General features: G+C 73.5%; 8 protein-coding genes. All 8 read left to right on the plus strand.

The features are described 5' to 3' along the window. Nucleotides 1-31 precede the first annotated feature (31 nt). From GT755_RS24620 to GT755_RS24655, 8 genes are read left to right on the plus strand one after another with little or no spacing between them, the layout of a single operon-like run. Complete coding sequence (locus GT755_RS24620) at nt 32-2,968, plus strand: non-ribosomal peptide synthetase (RefSeq protein WP_161481994.1); 2,937 nt, start codon at nt 32-34, stop codon at nt 2,966-2,968. 7 nt (nt 2,969-2,975) lie between these two features. Continuing rightward, complete coding sequence (locus GT755_RS24625; protein WP_161481995.1) at nt 2,976-5,879, plus strand: non-ribosomal peptide synthetase; 2,904 nt, start codon at nt 2,976-2,978, stop codon at nt 5,877-5,879. After that, on the plus strand, nt 5,879-7,165 hold the full coding sequence (locus tag GT755_RS24630; protein ID WP_161481996.1) for an FAD-dependent oxidoreductase: 1,287 nt from the start codon (nt 5,879-5,881) through the stop codon (nt 7,163-7,165). Before GT755_RS24625 ends, GT755_RS24630 begins: the two co-directional genes overlap by 1 nt. Beyond that, nucleotides 7,162-7,809: a DUF6875 domain-containing protein gene (locus tag GT755_RS24635; RefSeq protein WP_161481997.1), complete on the plus strand. Its 648-nt coding sequence runs from the start codon at nt 7,162-7,164 to the stop codon at nt 7,807-7,809. Before GT755_RS24630 ends, GT755_RS24635 begins: the two co-directional genes overlap by 4 nt. Further along, nucleotides 7,806-11,852: a non-ribosomal peptide synthetase gene (locus GT755_RS24640; protein ID WP_161481998.1), complete on the plus strand. Its 4,047-nt coding sequence runs from the start codon at nt 7,806-7,808 to the stop codon at nt 11,850-11,852. Before GT755_RS24635 ends, GT755_RS24640 begins: the two co-directional genes overlap by 4 nt. After that, complete coding sequence (locus GT755_RS24645) at nt 11,837-13,141, plus strand: MFS transporter (RefSeq protein WP_161481999.1); 1,305 nt, start codon at nt 11,837-11,839, stop codon at nt 13,139-13,141. The genes GT755_RS24640 and GT755_RS24645 overlap by 16 nt, the downstream gene beginning before the upstream one ends. Beyond that, nucleotides 13,116-14,057, plus strand: coding sequence for a methyltransferase family protein (locus tag GT755_RS24650; protein ID WP_161482000.1), 942 nt, complete (start codon nt 13,116-13,118; stop codon nt 14,055-14,057). Before GT755_RS24645 ends, GT755_RS24650 begins: the two co-directional genes overlap by 26 nt. Beyond that, on the plus strand, nt 14,054-14,227 hold the full coding sequence (locus GT755_RS24655; protein WP_062341273.1) for an MbtH family protein: 174 nt from the start codon (nt 14,054-14,056) through the stop codon (nt 14,225-14,227). Before GT755_RS24650 ends, GT755_RS24655 begins: the two co-directional genes overlap by 4 nt. Nucleotides 14,228-14,383: the final 156 nt, after the last annotated feature.

Here is a 14,383-nt window from a genome sequence, read left to right on the forward strand (position 1 = left end):
TCACGAAATAAGCGAAGCGTTGGGGCAGGCAATGTCACGAGTACCACTTTCGGTGCCGCAGAGCGGCATCTGGTTCAACGAACGTCTCGGCGGCGCGGGGGCCGTCCACCACATGCCTTTCGCGATCCGGTTCTCCGGGGATCTCGATGTGGACGCGCTGCGCCACGCCTGCGCGGGCGTGGTCACCCTGCACCCCGCCCTGCGAGCGGCGGTCCGCGAGGAGGCCGGCGCTCCCTACCAGGTCGAAGGGCCGCCGGTGCCCTTCGAGGTCGTCGAGATCGATCCCGGCCGATTAGCCGGGGCGCGGCGGGAGGCGATCCTGCGGCCCTTCGACCTGGCCGCCGGGCCGCTCACCCGGATCACGCTGTTCCGGCTCGGCCCGGCCGAGCACGAACTGCTGGTCGTCGCCCACCACCTGGTCTTCGACGGCCAGTCGACCGACGTCTTCGTCGCCGACCTGGCCCGCCTCTATGGGCAGGCCGTCCCGGTCAGCGCGCCGGAGCCGTTCGACCTCGCCGCCGAGGCCCGCCGGGTCGCCGAGGGGCTGCCGGCCGCGCGGGCCTACTGGTCGGGGCGGCCGACCGAGTTCCCCGACGTCGTGCTGCCCGGTCTCGACCGGCCCGACGACGCCGTGCAGCCGGGGGAGTCGGTCGAGTTCTTCCTGACCGAGCCGATCCTGGAGAAGGCCGCCGACCGGCTCGGGGTGACCCGGTTCGAGCTGGTCGTGGCCTCGGTGCACGCGCTGCTGTTCCGGTACGGCAACGCCCGGCCCGTCACCGCCCTCGACCTCGGCACCCGGCAGGCCGGGGCGGCCGAGCGCATCGGCGTCCACGTCAACGAACTGCCGTTCGCCTCGGACCCGCGGCCCGACCAGACGTTCGGCGACCACGCCCGGCAGGTCAGGGCCGGGCTGCGCGAGCTCTACCGGGTGCGCGAGGTACCCCTCGGCCGGGCCGCCCCCGGCACCCGGCCGGGCATCGCGCTGGCCCCCGTCTCCCTCACCTACCGGCGGCGGATCGCGCCCCCCGAGTTCCCCGGCCTGCGGACCGAGGTGAAGTGGGTCGAGTTCAACCACGTCGCCCGCAACGCCCTGCGGTTCCACCTGGTCGAGGGCCCCGACGGGCTCGGCGTGATGCTCCAGTTCCCGCCCGCGTCGATGCCCCGCCCGGACGCCGAACGCGTCGCCGCCCACCTGCTCGACGTGTTGCGCCACGTCACCGACGAACCGGCGACGCCGCTGAGCGCGCTGCCGGTGGCCGAGGAGCCGGCGGGCCTGTGGTCCACCCGGGCCTACCCGGAGGCCGCCGCCGTCCCCGACCTGGTGGCGGCCCAGGCCACCCGGAGCCCGGACGCCGTCGCGGTCGTCGGCGAGCACCGGCTGACCTACCGCGAGCTGGTCGAACGGGCCGACGCGGTGGCGGGCCGCCTCAGGCGGGCGGGGGTCCGTCCCGGCGACCTCGTGGCCATCTCGGCGGCCCGGTCGGAGCGGCTGGTCGCGGGCGTGCTGGGCATCTGGCGGGCGGGCGCGGCCTACCTGCCGCTCGACCCGGCCTACCCGACCGAACGGCTCGACTACGTGCTCGCCGACAGCGGCGCGAGCGCGCTGCTGGCCGACGCGGGCAGCGACCTGTCCGGGCCGGTCAGAGTGGCCCTCGACGGGTCCGCGAGCGGCGAGGAATCCGCACCCGCGTCCGGCCTGCTCGGGGAGCGGGCCTACGTCATCTACACCTCCGGGTCCACCGGCCGCCCCAAGGGGGTCGAGGTCGGGCACGCCGCGCTGACGAACCTGCTGCTGTCCATCCGGGACGAGACACGTTCGGGCCCCTCGGCCACGTGGCTGGCGGTCACCTCGTTGTCGTTCGACATCTCCGGGCTGGAACTGTGGTTGCCGCTGGTCACCGGCGGCCGGGTCGTCGTCGCGACCGAGGCCCAGGCCGCCGACGGGGGCGCGCTGCGGGCGCTCATCTCCGCCCACGGCGTCACCCACGTCCAGGCCACGCCCTCGACCTGGCGGCTGCTGGCCGACGCCGGGTTCGAGGCGCCGGTCACCGCCCTGGTCGGCGGCGAGGCGTTGCCGTTGCCGCTGGCGGCCCGGCTCCGGCCGAGGGTGGCCCGGCTGCTCAACGTCTACGGGCCGACCGAGACCACGATCTGGTCGACCGTTTATGAGGTGCCGCCCGACCCGGCGCGGATCTCGATCGGCGGGCCGCTGGCCGCGACCGGTCTGCTGGTGCTCGACGACGACCTGCGGCCGGTGCCGACCGGGGTGCCGGGGGAGTTGTACATCACCGGCGCCGGACTCGCCCGCGGCTACCTCGGCAGACCGGGGCTGACGGCCGAACGGTTCCTGCCGTGCCCGTTCGGCTCTCCGGGGGCCCGCATGTACCGGACCGGCGACCGGGTGCGTGTCAGGGACGGCGGGCTGGAGTTCCTCGGCCGGACCGACGACCAGGTCAAGGTGCGCGGGCACCGCATCGAGCTCGGGGAGATCGAGGCGGTGCTGCTCGGGCACGCGCAGGAGGCGGCGGTGGCCGTACACGAGGAGGAGCTCGTCGCCTACACGGTCGGCGCCGTCGGCGACCTGCGGCGGGAGGCGGCGCGGGTGCTGCCCGCCTACATGGTGCCCAGCGTGTTCGTGGCGCTGGACCGGATGCCGCTGACCCCCAACGGCAAGCTCGACCGGGCGGCGCTGCCCGCGCCCGACCTGACTCCCGCGGGCGAAGCCGGGACCGCCGCCGACGAGACGGTCGAGGTCGTGCGGGAGATCTGGGAGGAGGTTCTCGGGCTCGACCACATCGGCGACGACGAGAGCCTGTTCGAGCTCGGCGGCCACTCGCTGACCATCGCCAGGATCGCCGCGCGCGTGCACGACCGGCTCGGCGTCGACGTGCCGTTCTACGTGTTCTTCGACGTGCCGACCGTGGCCGGGATCGCCGCCGACGTGGCCGATCGCCGGGCCTCCCTGTGAGTGCGCTGTGACGTCGCTGTCGGCCGGGCAGCGGCGGCTCTGGTTCCTGCAGCGCCTCGACCCGGCCGACGCGTCGTACAACATGCCGGTGGCCCTGCGCATCCGGGGCCGCCTCGACGACGCGGCGCTGGAGGCCGCGCTCACCGCGATCACCCTGCGGCACGACGTGCTGCGCGGCCGGTACGCCGAGGACGACGACGGGAACCCGGTCCGGCTGGTCACCCCGGCCGGGCCCGTCCTGGAGCGCATCGAGACCGCCGACCCCCGGGCGGCCGTGGCCGAACGCGCCAACCGGCCGTTCGACCTGGCCGCCGGCCCGGTCGCCCGGTTCACCCTGATCAGGGCCGCCCCCGACGACCACGTGCTCTGCCTGGTCGTCCACCACATCGCCGCCGACGGCTGGTCGGTCGACGTGCTGCTGCGCGAGCTCGACGTCCTCTACCGGGGCGGCACGCTCCCGCCGCTGCCGATCACCTACGCCGACCACGTGGCACGCGGGGACCGCTCCCACCCCGGCTACTGGGCGGAGGAACTGCGCTGCCTGCCGGTCCTCGACCTGCCCGGCGACCGGCCGCGCGCGACCGGGGAGGGCGGACAGGTCTTCGCCACCCTGCCGCCGGAGCTGGTCGGCGGGCTGGAGGACCTCGCCCGGAAGGAGCGCGGCACCCTGTTCATGGTGCTGCTGGCCGCCTTCCAGGTGTTCCTGGCCCGGCACGCCGCCCAGCACGACGTCTGCGTCGCCGTCCCGACGCTGGGCCGCGACCGGGTCGACACCGAACCCCTGGTCGGCTACTTCACCGGCCTGGCGATGCTCCGCACCGACCTGGGCGACGACCCGCCGTTCACCGAGGCGCTGCGCCGGGCGCGCGGCGCCGTGCTGCGCTCCTTCGACCACGGCCCGGTGCCGGACGGGGTGCCGGACGGCGCGCGGTTCCAGGCGATGTTCCAGTACACCCGCACCACGACCGAACGCCCCCGGCTCGGCGACCTCGACGTCGAGATCTACGACTCGGGCCTCGCCTCGGCCAAGTGCGATCTGGCCCTGGACGTCTACCAGGGCCCCACCGAGACCGGGCTGGTCCTCACCTACGACAGGGGCCGCTTCGACCGGGCCACGGCGGAGCGGTTCGCGGCGCGGTTCCACGCCCTGCTGACCGACGTCACGCGGCGGCCCGGCGAGAGATGCGGCGACCTCGACCTGTTCTGCGCCCTCGACAGGCGTCTCCCGGACGTCGACCTCACGCCCGAAGCCGATCGGCCGCCCGAGATCGACCCCGGCTCCCCGGCCGTCGCCTGTGACGGGGTCGAGCTCACCTATCGGGAACTGGGCGAACGCGTCGCGCGGATGGCGTCGGGGCTGGCCGCGCGCGGGGTGCGGCCCGGTGACGTCGTGGGGGTGAGCCTTAAGCGGACCCTCGACCTGGTCCCGGTCCTCCTCGCCGTGTGGCGGGCCGGGGCCGCCTATCTGCCGGTCGATCCGGCCTTTCCCGCCGCCCGCGTCTCGGCCTTGATCAACGACGCCGGCGCGCGCATTCTGGTGGGCGACGCGGCCTTCGTCCAGGGAATCGCGGCGGTACGGCCGGGGGATTTGAGCGGGCCTTTCCTGACAGAAATCTCCGACAATTCCTTACCGGCATATGTGCTTTACACGTCGGGGTCAACCGGTCTGCCAAAAGGTGTCGTGATCGATCGCCAAAGCGTATCGGAACGCGTTTCCTGGATGCGCAAGGCCTATGACCTGCGGCCCGGCGACCGTGTGGCGCAGTTTTCCGAGCTGGGATTCGACGCCCACGTGGAAGAGATCTTCCCATCCTTGGAAGCGGGGGCTACGGTCGTGATGCTGCCCAATGGCGGGCGCACCCTGCCGGATTTCCTGACCACTTCCGAAGGGGCTCGAGTAACCGTGCTCGATTTGCCGACCTCCTTTTGGCATGCCCTCGTCGAGGAGATCGACGAGATCGCCTGGCCGCCGAGTCTTCGGCTCGTCATTCTCGGCGGCGACCCCGTCGCCGCCTCCGCGGTCAAGCGCTGGCGCAGCCGGTTCGGCGATCGGATCCGCCTGGTCAACACCTACGGCCCCACCGAGGCCACCGTGATCGCCACGGCCACCGACCTCGGCGACGGGAAACCGTCGATCGGCCGCCCGATCGCGGGCACCACGGTGACCGTCCTCGACTCCTCCGGCCGGGAGGTGCCGCCGGGTGTCCCCGGCGAGCTGGCCATCGGCGGCGCCGGTGTCGCGTGGGGATACCTGAACCGGCCGCGCCTGACCGCCGAACGCTTCGTCCCCGCCCCGAAGGGGCGCCGCTACCTCACCGGAGACCGCGCCCGCGTCCGGGCCGACGGGAACCTGGAGTTCCTGGGCCGCCTCGACGACCAGGTCAAGATCAGGGGTGTACGCATAGAGCCCGCCGAGGTCGAGGCCGCGCTGACCGCCTTCCCCTCGGTGCGGAGCGCCGCCGTGATCGCGCTCGACGGCTCCCTGGTCGCCTATGTGACGGGCGACCCGGACCGCGACGACCTCCGCGCCCACCTGCGGCGCACCCTGCCCGAGCACCTGGTGCCGGGCCACATCGTGCCGCTGCCCGAGCTGCCGCTGACCCGGAACGGCAAGCTCGACCGCGCGGCGCTGCCCGCCCCCGACGCGGCCGGAGAGGCGTACGTCGCCCCCCGGACCGACGCCGAGGAGCTGGTCGCACAGATATTCGGCGAAGTGCTCGGGGTGCCCCGCGTGGGGGCCGCCGACGACTTCTTCGCCCTCGGGGGGCATTCGCTGCTCGCCACCCGCGTGGTGGCGCGCATCCGCCGGGCCGTCGACCTGGTCGTCCCGGTGCGCACCCTGTTCGCCAGCCGTACGGTCGCCGAGTTCGCGGCCGCGGTCGACGAGATCCTGGAGGAGGCCGAGCGCTGATGCGCGACGACCTGAACATCCATTTCGCGGTGGTCGGTGCGGGGCTGGCAGGTTCCCTGCTGGCCGTGTACCTGGCCGGGCAGGGCCACCGCGTCGACGTCTACGAACGCCGGGCCGACCCGAGGGTCGCGCCGCCCGACGAGGGCCGTTCCATCAACCTGGGCCTGTCGGCCCGGGGCATCGGCGCCCTGCGCAAGGCCGGGTTGTGGGACGCGGTGCGCACCCACACCGTGCCGATGCGCGGCCGCTACGTGCACCCGAGGGAGGGCCGCCCCTTCTTCCACCCGTACGGGCGCGATCCCGGCGAGATCCTCTACTCGATCCGGCGCGACGCCCTCAGCCGGACCCTGGTCGAGCACGCGGAGAAGCTGGCGGGGGTGCGGTTCTTCTTCGGCACCCCGGTGACCGCGATCGACCGCGACGCCCCGTCGTTCCAGGCGGGCGGCGAGACGATCACCCCCGACGTGATCGTCGGCGCCGATGGAGCGTTCTCGGCGGTCCGTGCCGAACTCCTGCGCGGCTGGCCGGCCGACTTCCGGCAGGAGTTCCTGCCGTGGGGCTACAAGGAGCTGCACCTGCCGTACACCGAACGGCTGGAGGCGCTGCACGTCTGGCCCGGCGACCAGGGCCTGATGGTCGCCCACCCCAACGTCGACGGGTCGCTGACCTGCACGTTGTTCATGGACCACCACGATCTGGTCCGGCCCGACCTGGCAGCGTTCGTGAAGAGCGTGCTCCCCGCCGCCGACCTGCCCGACCTGGCGGGGCAGCTCGCCCGCAACCCGGTCGGCCACCTGGTGACCGTGCGGACCTCGAAGTGGCACGAGGACGGCCGGGCGGTGCTGATCGGCGACGCCTGCCACGCGGTCTACCCCTTCTACGGGCAGGGCATGAACTCGGCGTTCGAGGACTGCGTCGTCCTCGCCGAGTGCGTCGAGGCACGGCCCCACGATCTCGGCGCGGCGTTCGCCGCGTACCAGCGGCGCAGGAAACCGCACACCGACGTGCTGGCCGACCTGTCGGCCGACAACTTCCTCGAACTCCGCGACCGGCTGCGCTCCCCGCTCCACCTGGCCCGCAAGCAGGTGGACACCGTGCTCAACCGGCTGCTGCCCGACACGTGGCGACCGCTCTACACGATGGTCAGCCACACCACCATGCCGTACGGCGAGGCGCTACGGCGTGCGCGAACGCAGGACCGGATCGTCCGCGCGGGAGGGATGACGGCGGCCGTGGGGCTGGCGGCCGCGCTCCTCTGGCGCCGCGACAGGAGGCACCCGAAGTGATCACCCACCCCGACGAGCCGACCTTACGCCTCTTCGACGTCAAGGACGTCGAGAGCGGGCGCCCCCTCCACCCGCTGGGCGCCATGTACATCCGCCAGCTCCGCACCGTGACGACGTGGGCGCGCGAGTACCTGTGCCGTCCGCATCCCGAACTGGGCCGCCGCGGCCCGGTCTGCCCCTACGCCCAGGGTTCCATCGACCGCGGGCGGTTCCTGCTCGCCATCCGCCCCGGGCGGCCGGAGACGGTCGAGGAGGTGGTCGCCGCCGTGGAGCCGTACCGGCAGTGGTTCGGCGACCTGGCCCCCCGGTCGATCGCCGACTCGATGCACACCGCCGTGCTGGTGCTGTTCCCCGACGCCGGCCGGCGGCTCGACCTGATCGACGCCGCCCAGGAGATCCTCAAGGACCGGCACGTGCCCTCCGGGGTCATGGTCGGCGAGTTCCACGACGGTCCCCCGGACAAGGGCGGGCTCTGGAACCCGCTGCTGCGCCCGCTGGAGGCGCCGGTCCCGATGCTGGTCGTGCGGCACATGGTCAGCACCGACCTGCCGTTCCTGACCTCGCGCGAGCAGCACGTGTCGGCCTACCGCGCCATCTTCGGCGACCGCGTCCCGGCCCATCTGCGGGACGTGGTGCCCTCGTGAGCAGACTGTCCGAACGCATGGCGCGGGTCGCGGCCCAGCGGTCCGGCATCCCGCGCCGCCCGCCGGGGACCGACGCGCCGCTGGCCCCGTCGCAGGAACGGCTCTGGTTCCTCGACCAGGCGGGGTTCGACGGCGACCGCTACCTGTGCTGGGCGGCCCACGAGCTGACCGGCGACCTCGACGTGCCCCGGCTGCGCCGGGCGATCGACGCGCTGGTCGCCCGGCACGAGTCGTTGCGGACCGCGATCGTGGTCCGGGACGGGGTGCCGCACCAGCACGTCGTGCCGTCGGCGGAGGTGCCCTTCTTCACCGAGGGCACCATCGAGGAGTTCCTCGCGTACGGCTTCGACCTCGCCCGCGCCCCGCTGATGCGGACCCTGCTGATCCCGCACGGCAACGGGCACGTGCTGGCGATGTGCTGGCACCACATCGTGTGCGACGGGGAGACCACCGGCATCCTGTTCGACGAGCTCTACGCCCTCTACCGGGGGGAGCGCCTGCCGCCCGTACAGGTGCAGTACCCCGACTACGCGGCCTGGCTGGCGACCCGCGACACCGGCGCGGCCGACCGGGCGTTCTGGGCGCAGCGGCTCGACGGCGTCAGCGGGCTGCTCGACCTGCCCCTCGACCGGCCGCGCCCGGCCCGGCCGACCTTCGACGGCGAGCGCCGGTCGGTCGTCTACCCCGACGGGTTCGCCGGGGAGCTGCGGTCGTGGGCGCAGGCCAACCGGACGACCGTGTTCATGGTCGTGCTGGCCGCGCTGAACGTCGTGCTGGCCCGGATGGCCGACACCGACGACGTCGTGATCGGCACCCCGGTCAGCGACCGCGAACTGCCGGAGCTGGAGCGCACGGCCGGGATGTTCGTCAACACCGTGGCGCTGCGCACCCGCCTCACCGGGAACCCGACGCTGCGGGAGGTGGTCCGGCTCGCCCGCGAGACGACCATGACCGCGCTCGACCACCGCACGCTGCCGTTCGACTCGGTCGTCGAGCTGACCGGCGGGCGGCGCGACCTCAGCCACAACCCGATCTTCCAGGTCATGCTGGTGACCGGGGAGCCCGGCGGGGCGATCGAGGTCGCGCCGGGGCTGACCGGCCGGGCCTACGCGCTGTCCGCGCCGCCGGCCCGGTTCGACCTGACGCTCGTGGTCGAGGGCGACGGCGTGCACATCGACTACGCGACCGACCTGTTCGACCCCGCCTCCATCGACGCGATCGGCCACCACATGGTCGCCGTGCTGCGCGCGACCGTGGACGACGCCGACCGGGGCATCTGGGACGTCCCCCTCCAGACCCGTCCCCCCGGCGCCGTCTCCGGCGAAGCGCCGCCCTGGGAGATCAGGCCCTCCGACGAGCCCGCGGTGATCACCGACACCGAGACGATGACCTATCGCGAGCTGCTGCGGCGGGCGGCCGCCCTGGATCTGGCCGGCCTCACCCCGGGCAGTGTCGTCGGGGTACGTCTCCCGACCGGCCCCGACGCCGTCGCCGCCATCGTGGGCATCCTCCAGGCGGGCTGCGCCTACCTGCCCCTGGACCCCGGCCACCCGTCCGAACGGGTGGAAGGACTGCTGGAGGCGGCCAACGCCGTGGGCGTCGTGGACCACGAGGGTTTCCACCCACGCGCCCACGCCCCGGTGGAACCGAGCTCGCTGGCCTACGTCATCTTCACCTCGGGCTCGACCGGCACGCCCAAGGGCGTCGCCGTCGGCCACGACTCGCTGCGGAGGTTCACCAGGGCCTTCGTGGACGTCCACGGGTTCACGGCCGCCGACCGGGTGCTGATGATCCCGCCGCTGACCTTCGACGCGTCCGTCGGCGACCTGTTCCCGGTGCTCTCCACCGGCGGCGCGCTGGTCCTGCACGACGAACCGGCCCGCCTCGACGCCGACGCATTGCTCGCCTTCGTCGAGCGGCACGGGATCACCGCCGTCGACACGGCGGCCTCGCTCTGGCGTCGCTGGGCCGACGAGCTGGCCGGACGGAAGATCGACTGGCCGGTGAGGCTCATGATGGTCGGCGGCGAGTCGGTGCCGGGCTCCGCGCTGGAGACCTGGCTGGCCGCGACCGGCACCCCGCTGGTCAACCACTACGGCCCGACCGAGGCGACGGTGTGCGCGACCACGCACACCGCGACCGAGCCCGCCAACCTGCTGCACCTGCCCATCGGGACCGAGCTGCCGCACGTGCGGGCCTACGTCGTCGACAGCCACGGCGGGCTCGCCCCCGACAACGTCTACGGCGAGCTCTGCCTCGCGGGCGACTGCCTGGCCTGGGGCTACCTCGGGCAACCAGGGATGACGGCCGACCGGTTCGGGCCCGACCCGTTCTCCGGCACGCCGGGGGCGCGCATGTACCGGACCGGCGACCTGGTCCGGCGGCGTCTCGACGGCAGCTTCGAGTTCGCCGGGCGCAAGGACCGCCAGCTCAAGGTACGCGGCCACCGCATCGAGCCGGGCGAGGTCGAGGCGGCGCTGACCGCCCATCCCGGCGTGCGCGACGCCCACGTGACGTCGGCGGGCGACCGCCTGGTCGCGTTCGTCGCGGGAGAGTCCGACCTGCGCTCCTACCTGCGTGAACGGCTGCCCGACCACCTCGTGCCCGACGTGTTCGTGGCGCTGGAGACGGTGCCGCGCACCAGCCACGGCAAGGTCGACACGGCCGCCCTGCCCGAGGTCACGGTCACCGCCCCCTACGAGGCCCCGCGCACCCCCGCCGAACAGGCGGTCGCGGACGTCTGGTCGGTGGTCGTCGCGGGCGACCGGCGGGTCGGGCGGCGGGACAACTTCTTCGAGCTCGGCGGCCACTCCCTGCTCGCGGCCCGAGTGCTGGCGGCGCTGAAGGACCGGCTCGGCGTCGCCCTCCCGCTGCGCGCCCTGTTCGAGACCGCCGACCTGGCCGAACTCGCCGCCACGATCGAGGGCACCCACGCCACCTCGGACGAACCCGACCTGCTCGCGGAGGCGGTGCTGCCCGACGACATCCGGGTGACCGTCCCGAGGAACCGGTCGGGCGTGACGGTCCTGCTCACCGGCGCGACCGGCTTCCTGGGCGCGCATCTCGCCGCCCGGCTGGCCCCCGTCTCGGAACTGCTCTGTCTCGTCCGGGCCGGCGACCCCGGCGCCGCCGAGGCGCGGGTCCGGGCCGCGCTCGCCGCGCAGGGGCTGCCCGAGGCCCGGGTCGTCGGCGTCCCCGGCGATCTCGGCTCGCCCCGGCTGGGCCTGTCGGAGGAGGAGTTCGCCGCCCTCGCCGAACGGGTCGACGTGATCTGCCACAACGGCGGGCTGATCAACTTCGCGGAGCCGTACCACCGGCTGAAGGACGTCAACGTCGGCGGCACCCTGGAGGTGCTGCGGCTGTCGGCGCTCGGCGGGGGCGTCCCCGTCCACCACGTCTCGACGCTCGGGGTCCACCTCGGCAAGGCCTACCAGAGCCGCCGGATCACCGAGGCCGACGTGCCGGAGGACCCGACCGGCCTGGGCGGCGGCTACAACCAGACCAAATGGGTCGCCGACCGGCTCGCCGCGCAGGCGCGGGAGCGCGGCATCCCGGTCTCGATCCACCGCCCGGCCAGGATCGGCGGCGACAGCCGGACCGGATGGGGCAACGACGGCGACTACTTCAGCCGCCTGCTGGCCACGATGACGCGCCTCGGCATGGCCCCCGACATGCCCTTCGACGAGGACGTCTCCCCGGTCGACCACGTCGCCGACGCCATCGTCCACCACGTGCTGCACGGCGCGGGGGAGGACCACCACTACTTCAACGAGGCGACGATCAGCTACGCGGAGATCGCCGAGGCCCTCGGGGTGCGGCTGGTGGCGTGGCCGGAGTGGCGGGCGGCCGTCCACGACGGGCTGCCCGACCTGCCGCTCGCGGCGTTCGTCACCGAACTGCCCGAGGAGCGGCCGGTCTTCCCCCGGCCGTGGTTCGACTGCTCGCGCACCCGCAGGGTGCTGACCGCCGCCGGGATCACCTGCCCGCCCGCCGACCGGGCGCTCATCCGGCGTTACGTGGAGGCGATGTGCCTGACCTCGTGAGATTCGGCATCGTCTGGTTGTCCTCGCTGGTCTCCGGCGTCGGATCGAGCCTGACGGGCTTCGTGCTCGGCGTCTGGGTCTACCAGAACACCGAGTCGACCACCCTGTTCGCGCTGGTCATGCTGTCGGGGCTGCTGCCCGCCATCCTGGTCGGCCCGTTCGCCGGGGTGATCGTCGACCGGTTCGACCGACGCCGCGTCCTGATCATCAGCGACTGCGTCGTGGCGCTCAGCACCGGCGCGCAGGCGCTGCTGCTCTACAACGACGCGCTGCAGGTGTGGCACATCTGCCTGGGCTCGTTCGTGGGCGCGGTCTGCGGCACGCTGCACATGACGACCTACCAGGCGATGACCCCGCTGCTCATCCCCGAACGCCACCTCGCCCGCGCCAACGGCCTCATGCAGATCACCATGGCCACCCAGATCGCCGCGCCGCTGGCGGCCGGGGCGCTGCTGGCCGCGATCGGGATGACCGGCGTGCTGGTCCTCGACCTGGTGACCTTCGCCATCGCGGTGACGACGCTGCTGGTCGTGAAGCTGCCGGCGTCGGTGGTGAGGGCGCCCGGCGCGGGGTCGGCGAAGGCGCCGCTGAGCGACCTGTCGTACGGCTGGCACTACCTGCGGCGGCGCGGCGACCTGATGCGGCTGACGCTGACGTTCACCGCGTACAACTTCTGCTTCGCCGTGGCCGGGGTGCTGGTGCAGCCGCTGATCCTGTCGTTCGGCTCCCCGGCCGTGCTGGGCGCGCTCATGTTCGCCGGCGGGTCGGGGGTGTTCCTGGGCGGCATCGTGATGGGCCTGTGGGGCGGCCCGAAGAAGCGGGTCCGCGGCATGGGCGTGTTCATGCTGCTCGGCAGCGTGTTCCTGGTGCTGCACACCCTCCAGCCCAACCCGTGGCTGGTCGCCGGGGCGGCGGCCGCCTTCCTGTTCACGCTCCCGGTCGTTCAGGGCTCCGGCAACGCCGTGCTCCAGAGCCGGATCGAACCCGACAGCCTGGGCCGCGTGCTCGGCACCGTGCACACGATCGGCGGCATCGGCAGCCCGTTCGCCTACCTGCTGGCCGGGCCGCTGGCCGAGTTCGTCGCCGGTCCGCTGCTGCGGGACGGCGGCGCGCTGGCCGGGAACGTCGGCCGGCTGATCGGCACGGGGGAGGGGCGCGGCATCGCCCTCGTCATCCTCGTGGACGCGCTCATCCTGGCCGTCGTCGCCGTCACCGTGCTGCTGCGCAAGGAGCCCGCGCCCCGCGAGAAGGAGGAGGTGTCCGATGCCGTTGAACCCGCCACCGCATGAGACCCCGCCGATGCCGTTGCTCGACATCGTCGGCGCGATGTCGACCCACGCGGCGTCGGCGGCCGTGCGGCTCGGCGTCTTCGACGCGTTGCCCGGCACGGCCCCCGACCTGGCCAAGATGCTCGGCGCCGACGAGGAGGGCCTGACCCTCCTGCTCGACCTGCTCGTGACGACCGGCTACCTGACCCGCGACGACGACGTCTTCGCGGCCTCGCCCGGCTGGGTCTCCGCCGGATACGGCACTCCGCTGGTCCTGTGGTCGTCGATCCTCGGCGAGTTCTGGAAGGACCTCTTCGACGGCGTCTCCACCGGGCGGCCCCGGGCCGACTTCTACCGCTGGCTCTCCGGCCGCCCGGACGAACTGGCCGTCTTCCACCAGCTCCAGTCGGGCCTGGCGGGCTGGCTCGCCGAAGAGGTCGTCGGCCTGATCCCGATGACCCCCGGCCGGCTCGCCGACGTCGGCGGCGGCCACGGCGTCTTCGCCAAGGCCTTCGTGGACGCCACCCCCGGCCTGGACGCGGTCGTCGTCGACCTGCCTGGCACGCCCAGCGCGCTCCCGCTCGTGGAGGCCGACCTGTCGGAGCCGCTGACGCTGGAGGGCTACGACCACGTGCTGCTGTTCAACGTCGTCCACGGCTTCTCCCGCGAACGCGCCCGGGGGCTGGTGCGGGAGGCGGTGGCGTCGGGAGCCGACGTCCACATCCTGGAGACCACGACGACCCCGCGCGGCGGCGTGGCCGACCAGGCCTTCACCGAGGGCTTCGCCCTCAACCTGTGGCTCACCCAGGGCGGCCGCCTCTACACCGCCGACGAACTGGAGGCCTGGCTCCGCGAGGCGGGAGCCGCCGACGTCACCCGAACCGACCTGACCCGTTCCCCCACGCACACCCTCATCACCGCAAGGAGCACGTCGTGACCCACCTGGTCGTCCGCAACGACGAGGAGCAGTACTCCCTCTGGCCCGCAGGGCGGGAGATCCCCGACGGCTGGCACCCGGACGGTTTCGAAGGCACCCGCGAGGAGTGCCTGGCCCACATCGAGGAGGTCTGGACGGACATGCGCCCCAAGAGCGCCCGCCCGGCCTGACGAACCCCCGTCCGGGCGAGCCTGGCGCCGGCCCGCCCGGACGCGTTCCTCCTAGTGGGCCGAGTGGTCGTGGCAGTGGCCGGGACCACAGGCGGCCTCGGCGCCGCAGTCGAGCTCGTGCTCGTGGTCGGCGTCCTCGTGGTCGTGATGCGGGTG

It is taken from the genome of Herbidospora solisilvae, from assembly GCF_009901565.1.
Classification (GTDB): Bacteria; Actinomycetota; Actinomycetes; order Streptosporangiales; family Streptosporangiaceae; genus Herbidospora; species Herbidospora solisilvae.